This window comes from Pandoraea terrae, assembly GCF_902459695.1.
In the GTDB taxonomy this organism is placed as follows: Bacteria; Pseudomonadota; Gammaproteobacteria; order Burkholderiales; family Burkholderiaceae; genus Pandoraea; species Pandoraea terrae.
In genome coordinates, this window is record NZ_CABPRZ010000007.1 from 202507 (window position 1) to 224925 (window position 22419).

A 22419-nucleotide genomic window follows, 5' to 3' on the forward strand; every position below is an offset into this window, starting at 1 on the left:
CTTCTGGAGAACATCATGTCAATGGCCGATCGCGACGGCAAAATCTGGATGGACGGCAAGCTCATCGACTGGCGAGCTGCGAACATCCACGTGCTCACCCACACCCTGCACTACGGCATGGGCGTGTTCGAGGGCGTGCGCGCCTACAAGACCGACGATGGCGAGACCGCGATCTTCCGACTGAAGGAACATACGAAGCGCCTGCTGAACTCGGCCAAGATTTTCCAGATGGAAGTCCCGTTCGACCATGAAACGCTGTTTAACGCGCAACGCGAAGTCGTGCGCGAGAACAACCTGGAATCGTGCTACCTGCGCCCGATCATCTGGGTCGGCTCCGAGAAGCTCGGCGTTTCGGCCAAGGGCAACACGATCCACGTCGCCATCGCCGCATGGCCATGGGGCGCGTATCTGGGCGAAGAAGGCATCACGAAGGGCATTCGCGTGAAAACGTCGTCGTTTACGCGTCACCACGTCAACGTGTCGATGGTGCGCGCGAAGGCGTCGGGCTGGTACGTCAACTCGATCCTGGCCAACCAGGAAGCCACCACCGACGGCTACGACGAAGCGCTGCTGCTTGATGTCGACGGCTATGTCTCGGAAGGCTCGGGCGAGAACTTCTTCCTGGTCAACAACGGCAAGCTGTACACGCCGGACCTGTCATCGTGCCTCGACGGCATCACGCGCGACACCGTGATCACGCTGGCGAAGGACGCGGGCATCGAAGTGATCGAGAAGCGCATCACGCGCGACGAAGTTTATACGGCCGACGAGGCGTTCTTCACCGGCACGGCCGCCGAAGTCACGCCGATCCGTGAACTCGACAACCGCGCCATCGGCATCGGCCGCCGCGGTCCGATCACCGAAAAGCTGCAAACCGCGTTCTTCAACGTGGTCTCGGGCAAAGACCCGAAATACAAACACTGGCTGACCCAGGTCTAAGCCACGCACGCCTGCCGGCGCCGTCGTTGAGACAGCGCTCGGCAGGGTGCCTTGCCGTCTGTCTTTTGAGGACCCCATGAGCGAAGTCAAAGAAATGCCGATCGTTGAAGTCGGCGCCGAAGATCTGCCCGTGCATTGCCCGAATCCCCGGATGGAAGCGTGGAGCGCCCATCCGCGCGTGTTTATCGACGTCACCCATGGCGAAGCCGCCTGCCCGTATTGCGGCACGCGTTACCGCCTGAAAGCCGGCGTGGTTCTGAAAGGCCACCATTGATCCGTCTTCGCGCACGACCCCGTTTGTCTGCAAAGGCCTGCCGACACGATGCATAAAGCCTTGGTGATCGCCCCCAACTGGATTGGGGACGCGCTCATGGCGCAGCCGCTGTTTACCCTGCTCAAGCGTTTGCATCCGCGTTTGACGATCGACGCAATCGCGCCGAGCTGGGTCGCGCCTGTGCTGGAGCGCATGCCGGAAATCTCACGCGTTGTCGCAACCGACCTCGCGCACGGCAAGTTGCAGCCACTCGCGCGGTATCAGCTCGCGAGCGTGCTGGCCGACGAAGGGTACGACGCGGCCTATGTCCTGCCCAATTCACTGAAGTCGGCACTGATTCCGTGGCTCGCGCGTATTCCGCTGCGTATCGGCTACAAGGGCGAGCAGCGCTACGGCCTGCTCAACGTCCGTCATGGCAATCCGGCCAAGGACGAGCGCCCGCCGATGGTGCGTCACTACGCGGCGCTGGCGTTCGCGCCCGGCGCCAAGCTGCCGGAAACGCTGCCAACGCCGCGCATCGAAACCGATCTGAACGAATCCGCTCGCGTATTCCAGCGATTTGGCCTGGATTTGCGCGTGCCGCTCGTCGCTTTCTGCCCCGGTGCGGAATTCGGGCCCGCCAAGCGCTGGCCGCCCGGTCATTTCGCCGCATTGGCCCAACTGGTGCGGCGCTCGTTCCCGTACGCCCAGATTGTCGCGCTCGGCTCGGGCAAGGACAGCGCCCTGGCGCAGCAGATCGCGGCCGAAGCCCCATTCGTTCGTAATCTCTGCGGGCAAACATCGCTCGCGGAGTGCTGCGCATTGCTCGCCCGCGCCAACGCCGTGGTCAGCAACGATTCGGGACTGATGCACGTGAGCGCCGCCCTGCGCCGGCCGCAGATCGCGCTGTTCGGTTCGTCCGATCCGCGCCACACGCCGCCGCTCAACGATGCCGCACACGTGCTGTGGTTACAATTGGAGTGCAGCCCCTGTTTTGCGCGAGAATGTCCGCTGGGACACACTCGCTGCCTGAAAGAGCTGACGCCCGAGCACGTTTTCGCGAATCTGCGCAATATTCTCCTGACGCAACGGTAACCGCCATGCCACGCTTTGTCCGCCTGTTCGACGCCGCCAGCGAAACCATCGCGGCCTTTTACGATGCGCTGCGCATGGGGCAGACCGACCGTGCCATGGCGCTGTGGGCGAACGAGGATTTCGTCAGCTATATCCGTCCTGACGGCACCCGCTGGGACGGCCTGGAACAGATTCGTAACGGCCTGACGACACAGTTCGCCGAGAGTGTCGTGTTGATCGATTCGCTCGGCACGACCGAGTACGACACAGTCGGCACTGTCGTGCACACGGCCACCGAGGCCATGCGCGCGGGCAACAGCGACGCGTCCCGCACGACGGCGCAGTTGATTCACACGACGTACGTGCTCGTCCATGAGCAGGGCGACTGGCGCTTTGCGCACATCCACTCGAGCCCGCTGCCGCCCCAGGCGGTCGAGCAGTTCAGCGTGACGATGCACGCCCGCTCGGACGGCCTGCACTGAGCTGTTCGCCATGACAGCGCGGCCACCCGGGTTCACGGCGCAGGACTACCGTGCGCCGCACTGGCTGCCCGACGGCCATAGCCAGACGATCTATCCCGCCCTCTTCGGGCGGCGGCCGCATGTCGAATTCCGCCGGGAGATCTGGGACACGCCCGACGGCGACGTCATTGACGTCGACTGGACCGTTGCGCCACCGTCATCCACCCCGGGCGCAAGCGCGCCGTCCGGCCACGCGTCGGCGTCCGATGTCGCGGCCGCGCTCGAGGCGCCGCTCGTCGTGCTGTTTCATGGCCTCGAAGGCAGTTCCGGCAGCCACTATGCGCGCGCGCTCATGCATGCCGTCACCGCGCGTGGCTGGCGCGGGGTGATTCCTCATTTCCGCGGTTGCGGCGGGACACCGAACCGCGCCCCGCGTTTCTATCATTCGGGCGACAGCGCCGAGGCCGACTGGGTATTGCGCCGCTTGCGCGCGCAGACCGCCGGACCGATACTGGCCGCAGGTGTTTCGCTCGGCGGCAACGTGCTGCTTCGCTGGCTCGGCGAACATCGTGAAGACGCCGCCAGCGTGGTAAGCGCTGCCTGCGCGGTATCTGCGCCGGTCGACCTGCGTGCGGGCGGCCGCGCCCTTTCGCGGGGCTTCAACATGATCTACACGCGCAACTTCCTGGCGACGCTCAAGCGGAAATCGCTCGCCAAGCTCGATCAGTTTCCCGACCTGTTCGACCGAAAGGCCATGCTCGCGGCACGCGATCTGCGCGACTTCGACGATGTCGTGACCGCACCGCTGCACGGCTTCGACGATGCAGTCGACTACTACACGCGCGCCTCGAGCAAACCGATCCTGCCGGCCATCGCCGTGCCGACACTGATGCTCAACGCGCGCAACGATCCGTTCATGCCGGCCGGCGCGTTGCCGGGGCCGCGCGACGTCGGCCGTCATATCACGCTCCTGCAGCCCCGGCACGGTGGCCATGTCGGATTCATGACCGCACCGTTCCCGGGCGGGATGACATGGATGCCGCATACTGTTCTCGATTACTTTGCGAGTTTCCTGCACCATGGATGAGATCGTTCGACAGGCAATGGCCAAATGGCCCAACGTGCCGCATTGCTACGGCTGGCTCTCGCTCGACCGGCGCGGTCAGTGGCGCATGCGCGATGAAGCGGCGCAAGCGTCCGGTGCGCTCGGCGATCCGATCCGTCACGCCGCGCTGATTGCGTTCATCGCCCGCAACTATTTGAGCGATGACGAAGGCCGCTGGTATTTTCAGAACGGACCGCAACGCGTGTATGTGTCGTTGGCGTATGCGCCGTTCATCGTCCGCCTGCACTGGGACGATGCCACTGGCGCGTCGCTGACAGACCAGCTCGGCAACGTGTTCGCGGCGCAAGCATGTCTGCTCGACGAAAACGGCAACGTGGCATTTGTCGGGCCGACGCCGGACCGCGGCGGCAATGCGCCGATCGCGCTGCTGCACGATCACGATCTGGATTTGCTGACAGCGGTGACAGATCTCGAACAAGCCGCTGAACTGGCGCAGACGGCCGACGACACGGCGGATGCCAAAGGCGCGGTGCGTCTGCATTGGCGCAACGGCGAATCGCTCGCGTTCGCTACGGTGCACAGTGATTCACTGCCGTCGGCATACGGCTTCGTCCGCACGCCAGCAGCCCCTGGCGCCGACTGAAATCGCACACCCGGCCGCCGCCGGCAACCCTCCGACAAAAACTCAGATTTATCCCAAAATCGTGGGGCAATGGGGCCCATGGCGTGCGTCTCATATTAGGCTGCAAATCCGTACGGACACGCACTATGCGTATCGCAGGAAACTCGGCGTTCGCGCATTTGGCGTGGGAAGTGAGACAACACGAGCGACTGCGGTCATAGCGTTTGTGTCCGAAACCAGAAGGTTGCGCCGGAGACAAGCTCATGACCACGCCCCCCACCCTCGCTCTCGATATTGTTTCGCGAGCCATGCCGACATTGCGGCGCAATATCCTCATCGTGATTGCCGACATCGCGTTGCTGGTATTGTGCATGAACCTGTTACCGTTCGACGAAAAAGCCAACCGGGGCCTCGCCCTGATGGCGTTCATCGGCGTGCTGTGGCTGACCGAGGCCATTCATACGACGCTAACGGCCCTGCTTGTGCCCTTGCTTGCCGTTGGGCTCGGCCTGCTTGACACCACGAACGCATTGGCATCGTTCGCCAATCCGATCATTTTCCTGTTTTTTGGCGGATTCGCCCTGGCGGTTGCCTTGCAGGCCCAGGGACTCGACAAACTGCTTGCCAACGGCTTGCTCTCGTTGGCGCGCGGACATCTTGGCTGGGCATCGTTGATCCTGTTCGGCGGCACGGCGCTGCTGTCGATGTGGGTCAACAACACGTCGACGACCGCCATGGTGCTGCCTTTGGCGCTGGGTATCCTGTCGAAGATCGACCCCGAGAGGCACCGCAGCACCCACGTCTTCGTGCTGCTTGGCGTGGCGTTCAGCGCCAATATTGGCGGTCTCGGCACCGTAGTCGGAAGCGCGCCGAACGCGATCGCGGCGGCGCACCTGGGCATCGATTTCATGACATGGTTCGCGTTCGGCGCACCGCTGGCCCTGACGCTGCTGGTGTCCGCCATTGCGGTGATGTATCTGCAACTGCGCCCGCGACTCAACGAACGCTTTGCCCTGGACGCCGAGCCTGTTCCATGGAATCGGGCACGTGTGGGTACGCTGGCGATTTTCCTGGCAACGGTGATTTGCTGGATTTTCAGTCAACCCATCAGCGCACTTTTGGGCGGGGTCAAGCAGCTTGACGCCCTGATTGCCGTGTCGGCGGCAGTGGCGATCGGCGTGAGCGGCGTTGCCAACTGGTCGCAGATTCAGCGCGGCACCGATTGGGGCGTGCTGATGCTGTTCGGCGGCGGGTTGACCTTGAGCATCGTGCTGCGCAGCTCGGGCGCCAGCGAGATCATGTCGCACGGCGTCACATCGCTCGTCGGCCAAGACCACGCGCTCCTGGTCGTGCTGGCCAGCGCAGCGTTCGTTATCTTCCTGACCGAGTTCACGAGCAACACAGCGAGCGCCGCGCTGCTGATACCGATCTTCGCCTCGGTCGCCCAGTCCATGGGCATGTCGGTCATGTTGTTGACCTCGGTGATCGCCGTCGGCGCATCGTGCGCGTTCATGCTGCCTGTGGCGACGCCGCCGAATGCCATCGTATTCGGCACCGGGCGCATCCGCCAGTCCGACATGATCCGCGTGGGGCTTCGCCTGAACGTGCTGAGCCTGATCGTCCTGACGTCGTTTGCGTGGATTGTCTGGCGCTGATGAGCGCCGATGAGCGCCGGCACCCGGTAGCGGACGCTGGCGCTCACCCGAACTGCTTCAGTTCCTTCTGCTCTTCCTTATCTTCCTTGTAGCGGCGCTCGAACTCATGCAGGCGCGCGTCGATCGTCGACAGCTCATAGAAATCGGCGTCGCCTGCGGCCCGCGCCATTTTCAGTTGGCTGACGGCCGCCATCCACTGCCCCTGCAGGGCGTATTGTTCCGCAAGTGCTTCATGCTGCTTTGCGCGTTTGCCCGCGGCGGCGTAAGCGCCAGCCATGGCGCGCCACCATACCGGTTCGCTGCGGTAACGCGTCACTTGCTGTTGAAGGAACTGTGAGGCATCGGCAACGCGCCGGTTGGCAATGAGGGCATCCGCATATGCCATGTCCGCCGCCTGCGACAACGGGAAGGTCTCGCGGGCCGCGCGGGCGAGGCGCAACGCGTCCTCGGCGCGGCCGCTGGCGCGCGCGATATCCGAGTCGAGCACTACGAGGCTCGGCGTGCCCGGCCCCTTCCCGCCGAAGGCCTGCTGTGCGTGGGTCAAGGCCTCGCGGGCGGCATCCCAATGTTGCTGCTTGTACTCGGCCAAGGCGATCGCATACCACGCGCCCATCACACTCGCGGCGGTCTGCGTGCGGATCTGACTGCGCATCGCGTTCGCGATTTCCGCGTAATCGCTCGCCGATTTCTGCTGCAGGACCAGCGAGCGGGCCCGCACGAAGGCATATTCATGCGACTGCTCGGGCTGCCGATAGCCGGTATTGCGCGCACGGTTGAGCATGTCGGCGATACGCTCGGTCGTAAGCGGGTGGGTCCGGACATACTCCGGCACGCCCGCTTCGTTGATCGAATCGGCGCGCTGCAGCCGCTCGAAAAACGCCGGCATGCCGTAGGTATCGAAACCGGCCGCCTGCAGCAATTGGAAGCCGACGCGATCGGCTTCGCGTTCGGCGTCGCGCGAGAAGCGCAATTGCCGGTCGACGGCCAACCCTTGCCCGCCCATTGCGATGCCCAAGCCCAGATCGGCGCTGCGCGCCCCGACGCCGGCGAGAATGCCGAGCAGGATGCCGCCGAGCGCGAGCCACGCATTCTGGCCCGACTGGCCGACCATGCGCGCGATGTGATGCTGAAGGACGTGTCCGGTCTCGTGTCCGACGACTGAAGCCAGCTCCGACTCCGTGCGCGTGGTGACGATCAGGCCGGTATTGATGCCGATGAATCCGCCGGGCAAGGAGAACGCGTTGACGCGCGCGTCGCGCACGACGAAGAATTCAAAGCTCTGGCTCGCGTCGAGGCCGGCCTTGCGCGTGGCGGCCACGAGCCGTCCGCCGAGCATATTGATATAGTCGGAGAGCAGCAGGTCGGCAAGGTAGTCGGGGTCGGCGCGGATTTCGCGCATGATACGCTCGCCCAGCCGGCGCTCCGTGGCGGGCGACAAGTCGGACGCAGACGACTGCCCCAGGGAGGGCAGCGACTGAGCGAATGCGGCGCGCGGCGCCAACGTCGGCGCGAGCAGTGCAGGAATGAGCAACGCGACGACGGCATGGCGCCAGTGCCGGCGAACGGGAGCACGCATGGACGAAGGTCGGGATCGGGAGGCTGTCATGGCTGCTGCTATGATAGCAGTCAACGACGCGGGTTCCCCACGCGTTCCCAACGCATACGCACATGGCAGAACTGACTCACTTCGATAACGCCGGGCAGGCCCATATGGTCGACGTCGGCGGCAAGGATTCCACACACCGGATCGCTGTCGCGCGCGGCACCATCGTCATGCAGCCCGCCACGCTGGCGCTGATCCGCAGCGGCACCGCCAAGAAAGGCGATGTGCTCGGCATCGCGCGCATCGCCGCGATTCAGGGGGCGAAGCGCACCGCCGACCTGATCCCGCTGTGCCATCCGCTCGCCCTCACCCGCGTGACGGTCGAGTTTCTCGTCGATGATAGCGCCAATGCCGTGCATTGCCGTGCGCAGGTCGAAACGATCGGACGCACCGGCGTCGAGATGGAAGCGTTGACCGCCGTGCAAGTCGGCTTGCTCACCATCTACGACATGTGCAAGGCCGTCGATCGCGGCATGACGATGACCAACGTGCGCGTGCTGGAAAAGCACGGCGGCAAGTCGGGGGATTGGGTCGCGGCGGAGTGAGCGGTTGTTTTATAAGCGTTTCTGGAATCACGCTTATGCTTATCTCACCGCCACGTGCCTAAAGCCCCTCGAATTCAAGACGAAAAAGCCGCTTCGATGATAGCGAAGCGGCTTTTGTCTTGGCTTCCAATTCCGTTCGATCGCCCGGACCTGACCGGATGAAGTGATTTCAAACGGCTTGAGCAGGCTTGAGAACCGTTTCCAGTTGAGCTTGAAGTTGGTCAAGGGTAAATCTGGATTCGATTCGATCCACCACGTAGCCCTTCGCCACCAACTCCCGGATATACATCTTGTTGTACATCAGGCCAAAGACTATCCAACAGACAAAGGCACCGAACCCCATCGTCACTAACGAGACACCACAAGTGACACCGAAGATAATTGCGGCCCACTTGAAGTCCCCACGAAAGAGGGCTGGAAAAAATCCGAACAAGGCAGTCGTCCAGGAAAACCCGACTGGCGTGTTCTTGATGGTACCAAACGTTGGATGTTTGAATACTATGGTCGAGTGAGCCATAAAACCCCCGTAGCGTTGTTATGAGTGCAATTCTCTCGGAATTCTACACTTGCGCAAACGGAACTCAAGCGATCATCAACATAAATCAGGTTGGGCTGCTGCCGATACTGAGGTTTGCGCACCGCCCATGGCGGCATTGCTGCTGCAGGCGGCGATTCTGTCATTCCATGAGTGGCTCAAGGAACAGGTCGCGGCGTAACTGTTGTGCCGCGATGCAGAGAAGTCCCTGCAGAACCTCCTTAGCATCGACTGCAACATCGACCCCGTTGGTCTGCCAGTTGCGAAGGGCGCTGTCTAGAACGAGTTTGCCACCGTCAACGAGTCGGTAGTCTGAATACCGGGCGCGCGGAAAGCGCGCGCACTTGAACACGATGCACGCAATGACCTCGATCTAAACGCAACGCTGCTTAGTTTTCCTCGGCGACAACAACTCCCCGCGAGGTTCCGGATCGCCTGTCATTGAACAATGTCGCCAGCTTGTCCTGGACCGACGTGGCCTCGCTACGCAGCGCTTGGATGAACGGCTCAGACAGCGGATTGGTCGGCCGATGCTCAGGGACGACAACGCAGACCCTGAACGAACAGGAAATGGACAACGAGCGAATGTGCAGATTGCGCCCTTCGAAATCGAGTGCGGTAAGCGGATTGATGATAGTAACCCCCAGCCCGTTGCGCACCATATTGCAAACCGAAACAGCGCTGGCAGTCTCCGCGACCATACGCCGCTTGACGCCCATCGCCGCAAATGCCGAGTCGATCTGTACCCGGTATGGATCGGTGGCTGGGAAGCTAACGTACGCATGTCTGTCGAAAACGAGTGTGTAAACACCGGCAGCGTAATCGCGGACAGTTCGGTGCCTTCCCGCCGCCTCAGGCTCATCACGCAAGCGTTGATTCGCTCCAACCCAACGCAACTTCGCGTCACCTCCTCATAAAGGCTCAACGCGGAATGCGTCCGCCTCAGCCGACCCTACGAACGATCGAATAGGCAAAATCCGAAAATCTGTTCGACGCGGGCGAGCTCGCGGCTCACGGTTGGCTGGGAGGTTCGCAGCAGCTCTGCGGCCTTGGTCACACTCCCCGCCAGTATCACGGCGCGGAAGACCTCGACGTGCCGGTGTGTGATTACTGACAATCGCATATCATTAATGAATGGAGTACGAATCAAATAGCATTTTACTGAATCACAATCAACATTAATTAATAGCAGCCGTTGATTCCCGATGACATATCGTCCCGTGAACTCGATATCCCGGCAGAAACTGCTCGACGCTACAAGACAATTCGGGACGCCGCTCTGGCTATACGACGCAGACATCATCCGTCGTCAGATCGCTGGCCTGCGCCAGTTCGACGTGATTCGCTATGCGCAGAAGGCGTGCTCGAACACCCACATTCTGAAGTTGATGCGCGACGAAGGCGTTGCGATCGACGCGGTCTCCCTCGGTGAGCTGGAGCGGGCTCTGGCAGCCGACTTTAAGCCGGAACAGATCGTCTTTACGGCAGACTTGATCGACGGGCCTACCCTCGCTGCCGTGATCGAACTCGGTATTGCGGTCAACGCGGGATCGCTAGACATGCTCGAGCGCGTCGGTCGTGCAGCGCCCGGGCACAATGTCTGGCTGCGCGCCAATCCGGGCTTCGGCCAAGGACATAGCAACAAGACGAACACCGGCGGCGAACACAGCAAGCATGGGCTTTGGCTGTCCGATCTGCCGGCCGCACTGGAAATTGTCCGTCGCACCGGTCTCAAGCTGGTCGGCCTGCATATGCACATCGGCTCGGGCGTCGACTATGCTCACCTGTCCCGCGTGTGCGGTGCGATGGTCGACGCGGCGAAGATGCTCGATCACGACATAAGGGCCGTTTCAGCGGGCGGCGGTCTATCAATTCCGTACGAGGAGACCGATCCGGAAATCGATGCAAACCACTATTTTTCGATGTGGGACGCCGCGCGACGCGAGATCGAGGCGCATCTCGGCCATGCCGTTACGCTGGAAATCGAGCCCGGCCGTTACTTGGTCGGCCAAGCCGGCGTGATGGTGAGCGAGATCCACGCGGTGAAGCAGACACCGAGCCATCTCTTCGCCCTCGTCGACGCCGGCTTCAACGATCTCATGCGCCCGGCGTTCTATGGCTGCCATCACGACATCTCGTTGATCCGATCCGACGGATCATCAGCGCCTGTCGACGAAATGGTCGAAATCGCCGTCGCCGGGCCCCTATGCGAAGCCGGCGATGTGTTCACGGTCGACGCGCACGGAACAATCCGAGGTCACACCTTGCCTCGCCCACGGGTAGGCGACCTTTTGCTGTTCCATGATGTCGGCGCCTACGGTGCGGCGATGTCGTCGAACTATAACAGTCGACCTTTGTCACCCGAGATTCTCACTGACGGGGGTGAATTGAAGCTCATTCGCCGCCGTCAAACGATGTCCGACCTTCTCGCACTCGAGCTGCACACGGTCTGAAAATACCCACGCTCGCCGAACCGGTCTCCCACACGCGTTGATATTCATAATCGCAGACGACTAACGCGTGCGCGAGGACTTCCGCCAATACTGGAATTCGTTTTCATAGACCTCGACGTCGAGTTCGGCGACCCGTTGTTCGAGCTTCGCCTGCACGTCGGTGACGGCCTTGTTGTAGATCACCGGGCCGATTTCCTCGATAAAGAACGCGAGAAGCGCGCCGGCCGGGAGATTGCCGATCTCCTCGTCCATATTCGTCTTGAAGTACCGCTGGATCGAAGCAATCGCATCCGCCCGGGCTTCTTTGGAAATTTCGATGGTCATGAGGTCACTGGCCGTTGAGAAACGGGACCGTTGCGACGCCAATCACGCGGCAACGCCCCACAGATATCAAGAAAAACGGCAACGCCGCCGAAGCATGCGTTGCCGTTCTTGTGCAGCGCGGACGCCTTGCGGCGTCCGGGTCACGCAGTCTCTTGCGAGACTTACATGTCCATGCCCATGCCGCCCATACCGCCCATGCCACCCATGCCGCCAGCCATCGGAGCATCTTCCTTGGGGACTTCGCACACAGCGGCGTCGGTCGTCAGCAGCAGACCGGACACCGAAGCGGCGTTTTGCAGCGCCGTACGGGTCACCTTGGTCGGATCGACCACGCCCATATCGACCAGGTCGCCGTACTCGCCGGTGGCAGCGTTGTAGCCGTAGTTACCTTGGCCTGCGGCAACCGCAGCCACGACAACGCTGGCTTCGTCGCCGCCGTTGGCGACGATCTGGCGCAGCGGCTCTTCCATGGCGCGCAGGACGATCTTGACGCCGGCGTCTTGATCGGCGTTGGCGCCCTTGATCGAGGCGATGGCCGAGCGAGCACGCAGCAGCGCAACGCCGCCGCCCGGGACGATGCCTTCTTCAACGGCAGCGCGGGTGGCGTGCAGCGCGTCTTCGACGCGTGCCTTCTTTTCCTTCATTTCGACTTCGGTGGCGGCGCCAACCTTGATCACGGCAACACCGCCGGCCAGCTTGGCCACGCGTTCTTGCAGCTTTTCACGGTCGTAGTCGCTCGTGGCTTCTTCGATCTGCGCGCGGATTTGCTTGACGCGTGCTTCGATGTTGGCGGCTTCGCCGGCGCCATCGATGATGATCGTGTTTTCCTTGCCGATTTCGATACGCTTGGCTTGGCCCAGCTCAGCCAGCGTGGCCTTTTCCAGCGTCAGGCCGATTTCTTCGGCGATGACCTGGCCGCCCGTGAGGATGGCGATGTCTTCCAGCATGGCCTTGCGGCGGTCGCCGAAGCCCGGAGCCTTGACGGCGCAGGTCTTCAGGATGCCACGGATGTTGTTGACCACCAGCGTTGCCAGGGCTTCGCCTTCGATGTCTTCAGCGATGATCAGCAGCGGACGGCCAGCCTTCGCGACTTGCTCCAGCACCGGCAGCAGGTCACGGATGTTCGAGATCTTCTTGTCGAACAGCAGGACGAACGGCTGCTCCAGAATCGCAACTTGCTTTTCCGGGGTGTTGATGAAGTACGGCGACAGGTAACCGCGGTCGAACTGCATGCCTTCGACGACGTCGAGTTCGTCTTGCAGCGACTTGCCGTCTTCAACGGTGATCACGCCTTCCTTGCCGACCTTGTCCATCGCTTCGGCAATGCGGTCACCGATCGACGAATCGCTGTTGGCCGAAATCGAGCCAACCTGGGCGATTTCCTTGTTGGTCGTGCAGGGCTTGCTGATCTTGCGCAGTTCTTCGATGGCAGCGGTAACAGCCTTGTCGATACCGCGCTTGAGGTCCATCGGGTTCATGCCGGCAGCAACGTACTTCATGCCTTCGCGAACGATCGACTGGGCCAGCACCGTAGCGGTGGTGGTACCGTCACCGGCGTTGTCGCTGGTCTTGGAAGCCACTTCCTTGACCATTTGCGCGCCCATGTTCTGGAGCTTGTCCTTCAGCTCGATTTCCTTGGCGACCGATACACCGTCCTTGGTCACGGTCGGGCCGCCGAAGCTGCGCTCGAGCACGACGTTACGGCCCTTCGGGCCCAGGGTCACCTTGACTGCATTGGCGAGGATGTTGACGCCCTCGACCATCTTGGCACGAGCGGAATCGCCGAAAACGACTTCTTTAGCTGCCATCACTTAACTCCTTGAATACTTTACGAAATGTCGACGGAAAACAAGCTTACTTGTTGACCACGGCCATGATGTCTTCTTCGCGCATGACCAGCAGTTCCTGGCCATCGACCTTCACGCTTTGGCCGGCGTACTTGCCGAACAGGACGCGGTCGCCCACCTTCACGTCAAGCGAAATGTTCTTGCCTTGATCGTCTTTCTTGCCCGGGCCGACGGCCAGGATTTCACCCTGGTCCGGCTTTTCGGCAGCAGCGTCGGGAATCACGATACCGGAAGCGGTTTTCGTTTCATTGTCCAGGCGCTTGACAATAACGCGGTCATGCAAGGGACGAAGGTTCATTACAAGCTCCTCTTTCTCTCAGTGAGATTGCCAAAAGCGGAACATGCAGGATATTGCATGTTCACTGAATTCCAAGGTTGTTAGCACTCTGTGCCGACGAGTGCTAATTATAGGGACGAGGTTTTACTATTTCAAGGCCGGGGGTTTTCCCTAGTGTCGTTCGCAACTCAACTTGAGACTTTCGCACGCCAACTTGAGATCTTTGTCGTTGCAATAGTTGGCGGACAGAAAATGGGGTAACGAACCCCCCAAAACTGATCGGGTTGACGGTCTCGACCTTGAGCGCGACACGGGCGCCTAACGCTTCGGAAAGCGATTCGCATTCGAACTGGGGCTCGTTGAGGAACACCGGGTCGATCACCGCACTCGCGTTCTCAATTCGCTCGAGTGAAATGCGACTGTTCTGATTGTTCTCGCATGGCATCCAGGGATACTCCTGTTGTTTCGCCAAAAATGATGGTCGCACCGCAAACCGGATCAAATCGGTCTACTCGGCTGCCAAACGGCAAGATGTCATGCAATCCAGCCAGTTGGCGTTGTGCCGCGAGGCGGTGACCGACGGCGATGCCACCGGCGCGAGTCGTCACCGTAATGCGTTCGAACCGAACGCCGACGTGCAATCCGGTATGGGCGCGCCCTATCCACGTACCGCTATTTCGCCGCCATCCGCAACGCGCCATCAAGACGAATCACTTCGTCATTGGGCATGACGTTCTCGCAAACGTGCGCGACGAGCGCGGCGCACGGTCGCGGCACCAAGTCCGGAGGGGCCGCCAGTGACAATGAAACACGCATTCTTCAGATCTATTTCCTTTCCCTCTTGACCAAGATGGAGATGCTGCATACCACCCGTGGTACTACCCTGCGTTACAGCCCGTCTTTCGCGGTGCGTTCCTGGCCGGGTGTGCGGTTAAAAAACTTCCGGTAGCACCGGCCAAGGTGAGACGCGCCAGTGAATCCGCAGCGCATCGCGATATCGAGTAGCGGATATGTCGATTCGTGAAGTAATTTTTGTGCCGCCTTTAGTCGCAGCTCCAAATAGAATTGCGAGGGCCGCACCTTCAAATGCTTCAGCCATAACCGTTCGAACTGGCGGGGGGATATGCCCGTCAGCGAAGCGATGGTCGTGATCGGGATCGGCCGCTCAATGTTCTGTTCCATCAGCGTAATCGCGTTGACCATGCGCCGGTCTTCGATGCCGTACCGCCATTGGATCGCCATTTTCTGGCTTTCCTCGGAGCCGCGCATGCGCGCGTGCAGGAAATTATCGGCCACTTCGGCCGCGAGTTGACGGCTATGCTGATGCGCGATGAGATCGAGCATCAGGTCCATCGCAGCCGTGCCGCCCGCACAGGTCAAGCGATTGCCGTCAACACAGTACAGGTCGCGGGTCACCTCGATCGACGGAAACTCATCGGCAAACGCCCGCAGGGCTTCCCAATGGATCGTGCAGCGCCGCTTGTCAAGCAGTCCGGCGCGCGCGAGGATCATCGTGCCGAGGCTGATGCCGCCCAAGGGGCAGCCCGTCGCGGCGTATCGCCTCAGGAAGTCGAATACTTGCGCATTGCGATAATCGTCTACGCCGATACTGGCAACCACGAACAGATGGCTGAACTGGGGCGACGATGTCATCGCAAACTCCGGCAAAAGCGAAAAGCCGGAACTCGAGGACACCGGTTCGCCATCCGCGCTGATCAAGTGCCAGCTATAGAGCGGCTTGCCGGACATCCGGTTGGCCGCGCGCAGCGGTTCAGTCGCTGAACTGAGCGCCATCATCGAGAAATGCGGGACGAGAAAGAAACCCATGCGCTGGGTCGTCGGATCACCTTGATCGCATTCTGACAGAGCCATGGGCAATTGCAGGTCGATGACAGGAGGCTGTCGGCAGCCGATAGTTCGCACGCGCCCTCTTCGCCTGGGCCGCGAGGGTCGCGCGCATCGATCCGGAAGATTACACCCGGATCTCGCTTAGCACCAGATCGAGCAATGGCGCGATCGGGGCGTCGTTCGAGCCCAGGTCGTCGATGCGGCTCTCGAGATCCTTCGCCTGCCGTGCGTCGCAGACGCCCTCGGCGAACTGGCGGAACTTCTGTCGGATCGCGGCGGCGCCAAACGGCAAGTCCGGATCGCCACGTGCCTGGGTCGGCCCGGAGTCAAAGACGCGGCCGTCGTGCAGCTCCACGCTCACGTCCGCCACGCGCTCCTTCGGAAAGTGGGATGTGAATTCGGCGTGCTCCTGGGTGCGTATCAGATGACTGAGCCGAAGCACTTCGGCGTCCGTGAGGCGCGCGCCCTCGATCGCATCGAAACTGACCGTGCCGTACTTGAGTGCCACGGCCACCGAGAACAGCAAACTGTATTGCGCTTGCTCCGTCGTCGCGGGCTGCGCATGGGCAAGTCGCGTGGCATGATGGAAGGTCGCGACGCGCACCTCGCGGATCTGTTCGCTCGCAAAACGGTGCCGCTGCTTGAGCGTCAGTGCCGCGTCGATGGCCGGATGCGCCCAGCGGCATACCGGTTGCGGCTTGAAATACTGCTCCATGATGCGCCAGCGCTCACCGAGATCGCTCCAGTACCGCTGTACCTCAGGCTGCTCGAGGGTAAGTGCCGGCGCACCGGTGAAACCCTGCCGTGCAAGAAATCCGGCACTGAGACCCGCCATGCATCCCCACCCCGAGCCATCCTTCACCATGGTCGGATGGTCGATGCATCGCATCATCTGGCTGCGCGGCCCATGGTATTCGGCAATACCGAGTGCCTCGCGCGTTTGCTGCGGATCGAGTTCCAGCACGCGCGCGACCAGCGATGCCGCAGCCAGCGCGTTCCAGGCACCCGACGTGTGATAGTCGCAGGCGCTCGCATGCAGCGCAATGCCCGCGCGTGTGCCGATCTCGTAACCGAGCACGAGCGACGTGAGAAATTCCCGGCCGCTCATCTCGGGCCGCTGCTCCGCCAGCGCAAGCAGCGCGGGGAGCACCGTCACGCCAACGTGCCCTTTCGTCTCGGCGTGGCCGTCATGTCCGTCGCAGCTGTCGATCGTCATCGCGCCCGCGAGGCCTGCGCCGACAGGACTTGCCACGCGCCCATCAAAGAGAATGCGCGAGCGCATCTTGCCGGGCGCAAAAAACTCGACTGCGTGGTCACTCGCGATATGCGACAAGGTAGTCGTTCGGCCGGCCAGCGCGACGCCCAGCAGATCGAGCAGGCACAATCTGCCCTGCTCGACAACGTCCTGCGGCAAATCGCCGAACGTCAGATGATGGATGAACGAAATAGCCGGGGTGCTCATGCGTTAATCTCCGGTAAAATGGGCGGGCCGCCGCTCGAAGGTTGCCGTGAGAGCCTCGCGGTGATCGGCGGTGCGGTGTGCGATGCCCTGGAACGCAGCCGACAATTCCAGCAGGCTGGGCAGATCCATTCGCTGTCCTTCTCTGATGAGCCGCTTGGACATCCGCAGCACGCCGGGAGGATTGCTGGCGATCGCTCGAGCGAGCGCGCGCGCCGCATCCATCAATTCACCGTCCGGCACGACCCGCGAAACCAGTCCCCACTCGTGCGCGCATTGCGCATCAATCGGCGTGCCGGTAAAGATCATTTCGCATGCGCGCGACAGTCCAATGGCACGGGGCAGCAGCCAGGCGCCGCCGTCGCCCGGAATGATGCCCACCTTGGCGAAACTTTCGGCAAACACCGCGCTTGCGGCGGCAAGGCGGATGTCGCACATCAGGGCAAGATCGCAGCCAGCGCCATGTGCCGGGCCATTGACCGCGGCGATGCAAGGCACATCGAGTTCATGGAATGCTTTGGGAATGCGCTGGATGCCGCGCCGATAGTTCTCGCGAATGTGCGCCGAGCCGCCTGCGAATGTGCCGACATCGTCGCGCATATGCTTGATGTTGCCCCCCGACGAGAATGCGGTCCCCTCGCCTGTCAGGATAATCGCCCGCACGGCGAGGTCCGCCTGCGCACGCTCGAGGCTAGCCACCAGGGCATCGACGACCTCCATCTCCGTGAGCGCGTTGCGCGTGGCCGGCCGGTTCAGGGTCAGCGTGACGATCGTTTCGTCGAGCTCATACCGGACTGCGTCGCTCATTGTGAGGCTCCTGTCGTCAGGCGTTGATAAACTGCACCGGCCAGTTCATGGCGCAGCACCTTGCCGCTCGGGTTCAACGGCAGTTGATCGACGAAAAACACCCTTTTCGGACGCTTGTAGGGGGCGAGGTCGTCGCTCGCCTTGCAGAACGCGACGACGACCTCCTCGGTAAGATGCGCGTCGCTGCGCACGACAAAGGCGGTGACCGCCTGCCCCCACTTCGGGTCAGGTACCCCGATCACCGCAGCCTCCTGCACGCCGGGACAGCGATACAGGACTTCCTCGACTTCGCGCGGATAGATATTCTCCCCGCCCGACACGATCATGTCGTCGGCGCGGCCATGGAAGTGAAAATACCCCGCGTCGTCGACGCTGAAGAGGTCGCCCGTATACAACCAGCCGCCCTTGAATTTCTTCTCGGTCTCGACTGGATTGTTCCAGTAGCTGGCTGCCAGTTGCGGGCCCTTCACGAGGAGCTGGCCGACTTCGCCGGCAGGCACGGTCTCGGCCGGCGACACGGTTCGCTCCGGATCGTGCTTGACGACGCGACAGGTGCTGATCAGCGTCGGCTTGCCGCACGAGCCAAGATACGCCAGGGCATCGCGCGGATGCAGCAGCAACGTCAGGCTCGCCTCCGTCATCCCATAGCCGTTGAAGATATTGGGGCAGAACTCCTCGATCACGCGCTGCATGGTTGCAGCCGGAATCGCCGCGCCGCCCGTCGTGATCATGCGCAGGCTGCTGACGTCGATCGAGGCAAAGCGCGGATGGAACAACATGTCCTGGATTTGCGTCGGCACCGCGAACAGCGTCGTGATGTGATGGCGCGCAATCGTCTCGAGCGTGGCCAGCGGTTCGTAGCGCGACAAGATCACGTTCGCGGCGCCCACCATCATGTGGGGCACAAAATAAGCCTGCATGCCCCCCACGTGATACAACGGCGCGATATGCAATGCGGCGTCTTCGCTCGTCAGGCTGTATTCCATCACGCAGTTGGTCGCGATCGCGACGTCGTTACCGTGCGTGTGGATCGCGCCCTTGGGGCGGCCGGTCGTTCCGGACGTATAGACGAGCGCCGAGATGTCGTCCGGCTTCACGCGAGGCAGTGGCGCATCAAGCGCTTCGACACCGTCGATCAGCGCCTCAAAGGCATGGTGATGCGCTGGCGGCATTGCTGCGGCGGCCGGCGCGCCCGACACCCAGACGAAGGTACGCAGGTCCGGCAGTGCCTGCTCGATCTTGCCGATGACGGGCAGCATCGATTCATCGTAGATCACGGCACGCGCGCCGGCATCCCGCAGGATGAAGGCAGCCTCGTTGGCCGACAAGCGGTAATTCATCGGCACGGCGATGGCACCGAGTAGCTGGCACGCCATATAGGCCGTCGGCGTCGCATCGGACGTCTTCTGCAGGATGGCAACCCGGTCCATGGGCCGAACGCCGAGGCTGAACAGCGCCTGTGCGAATCGCCTGACGCGCAGACCCCATACCGCATAGGTAAGCGTGGTGTCGCCGCAAACGAGCGCTAGTCGCTCGGGATACTTTGCGACGGTGTTTTCAAACAGTGACGTGATCGTGAGCATGGGACGGGGTGAAACGCTTTAGAGATTGATCCGGATATCCGGGAGGTCGCGGCTGGCAATCAGGTATTTGGCGACCTCCGACGTGCCGCCGACGATCGTGAGCGCACGGGCATCGCGGTAGACTTGCTCGGCACGGCCGTACTCCTTGGTAATGCCGTCGCCGCCAAGGATCTGCACCGTTTCGTTGGCGCAGAAATTCGCGGTCTCGGTAGCCACCAGCTTGGCCATGGCTGCCTCCTTCATGAGGGCCTTGCCGTCGGCCCCGGCGTCGTACATCTTGGTGGCCCGATAGGTAAGGAGTTCCGCCGCATCGATGCGCCAACTCATTTGCGCGATCTTCTCCCAGATCAACTGCTTGCAGCCCAGCATCTGCCCAAACGACCTGCGCCGCTGCGCATGCGCCGTGGCAATGTCGAACGCGCTGCGTGCGACCCCGAGGCCTGAGCCGCCGAGGATTGCCCGTTCGAAATTGAACATGCCGCGCATGATGCGGAAGCCGCCGCCCCGCTCGCCGAGCAGGTGATCGGCCGGCACGCGGCAGTCGTTGAACTCGACTTCGCCCACGATGCAGCCGCGCCGGCCCATGAACGTGTAATTGCGCGGGAAACGGACGCCGGGCGCGGTCGCCGGGACTGCGACGGCCGTCATGCCTGCATGAGCCGGGTCAGCATCGGTCGCGGTGCCATAGACGATGTACACATCGGCAACCGAGGCGTTCGAGATATAGCGCTTGAAGCCGTTGATGACCCATTCATTGGTCTTCGCATCGAAGTCGATCCGCGTTTCCATGCCTGCGGAATCGCTGCCGACATTGGGTTCAGTCACGCAAATCGCGCCAATCGCGGTGCCGTCGAGAATGGGGTCCAAATAGGTTTCGCGCAATCGCTCGCCCGCATGACGGTGCAGCGGGTAGGCGCAACTCAGTGCGGTCGCAATGGTCGTCTCAAACGCGTAGTTGATGTATGCGGCCTCCTCGGAGAGCACCGTTGCATGGGTGAGGCCCGGCTTTGCGAGCGGACCTCGGTATAACTCGGGAAACATCAGTCGCAGGTACCCTGCCTCGCCCAGCGAGCGCACCACATGCTTCACCGCAGACCAGTCCTGCTGGTCTTCAATGTCACTCGCCCGCGGGGCCAGTTCGCGCCGCAGGAAATCGCGCACCTCGCACCGGAACGCGCGATCGGCGTCGTCAAGCAGAAAGTCTCGCATCGTCATGTCTCAGTCAGGTTGGGTGGCGAGGTCGCGTCGGCTTGTGCGCTGGCGCAGCGCGAACGCTCGCGCGTCGCGCACGGTGGGCAGCAGGAAGCGCGCCTGACGGATGGACGCATAGTCAAGCTCACCGATGACGAGGCCCTCTTCCGTCTCAGAGCCGAGCGCCACGGTCTTGCCGAACGGATCGAGAATGCGCGAGCCGCCCCAGAAATTCATCATGCCTTCAGTGCCGACGCGATTCGCCATGACGATGCCCACGCCGTAGGTCAGCGCATAGAAGCGCAGGTTGACGTCCCATCCGCCGGGATTGTCGAAGCCTTCGCCCACTGCTTCGCGCGCTGAGCTGATCGACGCCGCGATCAGCGTGACGCCATCGCAGGCGAGCGTATGCACGAGTGCCGGGTTCCACAGGTCGGCGCAAATCGGCGTCGCCACGTGCCACCGATCATTCAAAGGGAAACTCTCGAGCCTCGTGCCGGCGGCAAAATACTGTCCATCCCGAAGCTTGCCGTAGGTCGCGAGTTGCGCTTTGCGGTGTATGCCGACAATCCTGCCATTCGAAACGGTCGCCGTGCTGTTGTAGAACTGTCCGGCAGGCGCCTCTTCGATGAACCCGAACACGGTGTGCAGATCGGTACTGGCCTGGGCGAGCGTGGCGATCGCCGGATCGTCGGCGGTCATGGCGAGCCGCAGGGTGTCCTTGCCGGCGCTGTGGCCGCATAGCGAGAGCTCGGGGAAGACCAGCAGGCAAACGCCACTGGCGCGTGCCTGCGCCATATAGTCAAGGTGCCTGGCAAGGTTGATGCCGACATCGCCGTACGCGCCGTCGATTTGTGCGGCGGCCACCTTGATCAGGTTTTGCTGTGGTTCATTTCTGGTCATGGGGTGCATTTCCGATCTCTCGAGTTGCCTGCGTAAGCGTGGTGGTCGTGCATCAGATCAGGCCGGCCTGTTTCAGGAAGCTGCGGGCGACGTCGCTGAAGGACTTTTTCGACACATCGACGCTCGCGTTCAGGCGGGCCATCGTGGTCTCATCGAGTTTGGCCGACAGCGCGTTCAGGATCGGGCCCAAGGTCGGGTTGGCGTCGAGCACTGCCTTTCGGATCACCGGCGTCAGCGCGTAGGACAGGAAGAAGCCCTTGTCGTCCTTGAGCAGCACGAAGTTAAAGGCCGGAACACGGCCATCGGTGGCAAACACCAGCGCGATGTCGACCTGCCGGTCCTTGAGGGCCTGATAGGTCAGTCCCGTGTCCATGCGCTTGATCTGGTCGCGACTGAATTCGAAGCCGTAGGCCTTCTCGAGCGGATGCAGGCCGTCGGGGCGGGCATAGAATTCGGAATTGCACGCAAACGTGAATGCCTTGCCGCCATGGATCGCCTTGGCCAGATCGCTTACCGTCACGATGCCGAGCTGCTTCGCGGCGTCCCGGTTCATCGCAAAGGCGTAGGTGTTGTTCGCTTTCGACGGATTCAGCCAGACGATGCCCTTGGCGGCGTCGAGCGCCTTGACCTTTTGGTAGGCCTCGTCGGGGCTGAGCCGGTCGGTGATCTTGTTGTAGGTGATCAGCGAGGTGCCGGTGTACTCCCAGTACAGGTCAACCTGGCCATTCTCCTGGGCCTGCCGCAACACCACGCTGCCCATGCCGTCTTTCTTGGTCACCGTGAAGCCCTTCGCCTCCAGCAGTTGCGTGGTCATCTCCGCCATCAACTGCTGTTCGGTGAAATTCTTGCCGCCGACCACGATCGGTGCGGCCGACGACGGGAAAATCCAGAAGGTTGCTAGCAGTACACAGATCAGCGCAGTGGCGCGCGCAAAATATGAATTATTCATGGTCTCCTCGAAGGATGAATGGCTG

At 62.0% G+C, this 22419-nt stretch carries 21 protein-coding genes and 2 pseudogenes; 9 read left to right on the forward strand and 14 right to left on the reverse strand.

The window, feature by feature from the left end; all coding sequences use genetic code 11:
• Positions 1-15 precede the first annotated feature (15 nt).
• The 7 genes from PTE30175_RS10725 to PTE30175_RS10755 all read left to right on the forward strand — a co-directional run bounded on the left by PTE30175_RS10725 (position 16) and on the right by PTE30175_RS10755 (position 6070).
• A complete protein-coding gene (locus tag PTE30175_RS10725; RefSeq protein ID WP_150697049.1) occupies positions 16-939 on the forward strand; it encodes a branched-chain amino acid transaminase in 924 nt (307 codons plus the stop codon).
• 76 nt (positions 940-1015) lie between these two features.
• Positions 1016-1213 carry a zinc-finger domain-containing protein gene (locus tag PTE30175_RS10730; protein ID WP_150697050.1) on the forward strand — a complete coding sequence of 66 codons (198 nt, stop codon included), beginning with the start codon at positions 1016-1018 and terminating at the stop codon, positions 1211-1213.
• A 48-nt stretch (positions 1214-1261) separates the two neighbouring features.
• Entirely contained in the window at positions 1262-2287 is a 1026-nt protein-coding gene (waaF, locus tag PTE30175_RS10735; protein ID WP_150697051.1) for a lipopolysaccharide heptosyltransferase II, read from the forward strand.
• 5 nt (positions 2288-2292) lie between these two features.
• The gene (locus PTE30175_RS10740) at positions 2293-2748 is read left to right on the forward strand and encodes a nuclear transport factor 2 family protein (protein ID WP_191628975.1); all 456 of its coding nucleotides are present in this window, start codon (positions 2293-2295) and stop codon (positions 2746-2748) included.
• Positions 2749-2758: 10 nt separating this feature from the next.
• Entirely contained in the window at positions 2759-3814 is a 1056-nt protein-coding gene (locus tag PTE30175_RS10745) for a hydrolase (RefSeq protein WP_150697053.1), read from the forward strand.
• Complete coding sequence (locus PTE30175_RS10750) at positions 3807-4436, forward strand: DUF2946 family protein (protein ID WP_150697054.1); 630 nt, start codon at positions 3807-3809, stop codon at positions 4434-4436. The genes PTE30175_RS10745 and PTE30175_RS10750 overlap by 8 nt, the downstream gene beginning before the upstream one ends.
• 242 nt (positions 4437-4678) lie before the next feature.
• Entirely contained in the window at positions 4679-6070 is a 1392-nt protein-coding gene (locus tag PTE30175_RS10755; RefSeq protein WP_224788690.1) for an SLC13 family permease, read from the forward strand.
• 43 nt (positions 6071-6113) lie between these two features.
• Here PTE30175_RS10755 and PTE30175_RS10760 read toward each other — a convergent pair whose 3' ends face one another.
• Positions 6114-7646 (reverse strand): M48 family metalloprotease, encoded by a 1533-nt coding sequence (locus tag PTE30175_RS10760; RefSeq protein ID WP_150697055.1) that lies wholly within the window; start codon positions 7644-7646, stop codon positions 6114-6116.
• Positions 7647-7738: 92 nt separating this feature from the next.
• Here PTE30175_RS10760 and moaC point away from each other — a divergent pair, with 92 nt between their 5' ends.
• Positions 7739-8218: a cyclic pyranopterin monophosphate synthase MoaC gene (gene moaC / locus PTE30175_RS10765; protein ID WP_150697056.1), complete on the forward strand. Its 480-nt coding sequence runs from the start codon at positions 7739-7741 to the stop codon at positions 8216-8218.
• A gap of 169 nt (positions 8219-8387) precedes the next feature.
• On the opposite strand, the gene PTE30175_RS10770 is transcribed toward moaC, so the two are convergent.
• The gene (locus PTE30175_RS10770) at positions 8388-8735 is read right to left on the reverse strand and encodes a DUF2628 domain-containing protein (RefSeq protein WP_191628977.1); all 348 of its coding nucleotides are present in this window, start codon (positions 8733-8735) and stop codon (positions 8388-8390) included.
• Between the two features lie 407 nt (positions 8736-9142).
• A pseudogene (locus PTE30175_RS10775) lies at positions 9143-9876 on the reverse strand (LysR family transcriptional regulator).
• 97 nt (positions 9877-9973) lie between these two features.
• Between PTE30175_RS10775 and lysA the strand changes: the two are divergent.
• Complete coding sequence (gene lysA / locus PTE30175_RS10780) at positions 9974-11206, forward strand: diaminopimelate decarboxylase (RefSeq protein WP_420819622.1); 1233 nt, start codon at positions 9974-9976, stop codon at positions 11204-11206.
• Positions 11207-11266: 60 nt separating this feature from the next.
• On the opposite strand, the gene PTE30175_RS10785 is transcribed toward lysA, so the two are convergent.
• The 11 genes and pseudogenes from PTE30175_RS10785 to PTE30175_RS10840 form a co-directional block, all read right to left on the reverse strand.
• Complete coding sequence (locus tag PTE30175_RS10785) at positions 11267-11530, reverse strand: DUF2164 domain-containing protein (RefSeq protein WP_150697058.1); 264 nt, start codon at positions 11528-11530, stop codon at positions 11267-11269.
• Between the two features lie 161 nt (positions 11531-11691).
• On the reverse strand, positions 11692-13338 hold the full coding sequence (gene groL / locus PTE30175_RS10790) for a chaperonin GroEL (RefSeq protein WP_150697059.1): 1647 nt from the start codon (positions 13336-13338) through the stop codon (positions 11692-11694).
• Positions 13339-13384: 46 nt separating this feature from the next.
• Entirely contained in the window at positions 13385-13675 is a 291-nt protein-coding gene (gene groES / locus PTE30175_RS10795) for a co-chaperone GroES (protein WP_150697060.1), read from the reverse strand.
• A gap of 651 nt (positions 13676-14326) precedes the next feature.
• Positions 14327-14455, reverse strand: a pseudogene (locus tag PTE30175_RS10805) (3-hydroxyacyl-CoA dehydrogenase); the annotation flags it as partial.
• An 87-nt stretch (positions 14456-14542) separates the two neighbouring features.
• Complete coding sequence (locus tag PTE30175_RS10810; RefSeq protein ID WP_150697062.1) at positions 14543-15526, reverse strand: GlxA family transcriptional regulator; 984 nt, start codon at positions 15524-15526, stop codon at positions 14543-14545.
• 100 nt (positions 15527-15626) lie between these two features.
• The gene (locus PTE30175_RS10815; RefSeq protein WP_150697063.1) at positions 15627-16964 is read right to left on the reverse strand and encodes an MmgE/PrpD family protein; all 1338 of its coding nucleotides are present in this window, start codon (positions 16962-16964) and stop codon (positions 15627-15629) included.
• A 3-nt stretch (positions 16965-16967) separates the two neighbouring features.
• Positions 16968-17768 carry a crotonase/enoyl-CoA hydratase family protein gene (locus PTE30175_RS10820; protein WP_150697064.1) on the reverse strand — a complete coding sequence of 267 codons (801 nt, stop codon included), beginning with the start codon at positions 17766-17768 and terminating at the stop codon, positions 16968-16970.
• Positions 17765-19351: a class I adenylate-forming enzyme family protein gene (locus PTE30175_RS10825; RefSeq protein WP_150697065.1), complete on the reverse strand. Its 1587-nt coding sequence runs from the start codon at positions 19349-19351 to the stop codon at positions 17765-17767. The genes PTE30175_RS10820 and PTE30175_RS10825 overlap by 4 nt, the downstream gene beginning before the upstream one ends.
• Before the next feature lie 18 nt (positions 19352-19369).
• Complete coding sequence (locus PTE30175_RS10830; protein ID WP_224788691.1) at positions 19370-20566, reverse strand: acyl-CoA dehydrogenase family protein; 1197 nt, start codon at positions 20564-20566, stop codon at positions 19370-19372.
• 3 nt (positions 20567-20569) lie between these two features.
• Positions 20570-21445 carry a nitrilase-related carbon-nitrogen hydrolase gene (locus PTE30175_RS10835; RefSeq protein ID WP_191628979.1) on the reverse strand — a complete coding sequence of 292 codons (876 nt, stop codon included), beginning with the start codon at positions 21443-21445 and terminating at the stop codon, positions 20570-20572.
• A gap of 52 nt (positions 21446-21497) precedes the next feature.
• Positions 21498-22394: a glycine betaine ABC transporter substrate-binding protein gene (locus PTE30175_RS10840; protein WP_150697068.1), complete on the reverse strand. Its 897-nt coding sequence runs from the start codon at positions 22392-22394 to the stop codon at positions 21498-21500.
• Positions 22395-22419 lie beyond the last annotated feature (25 nt).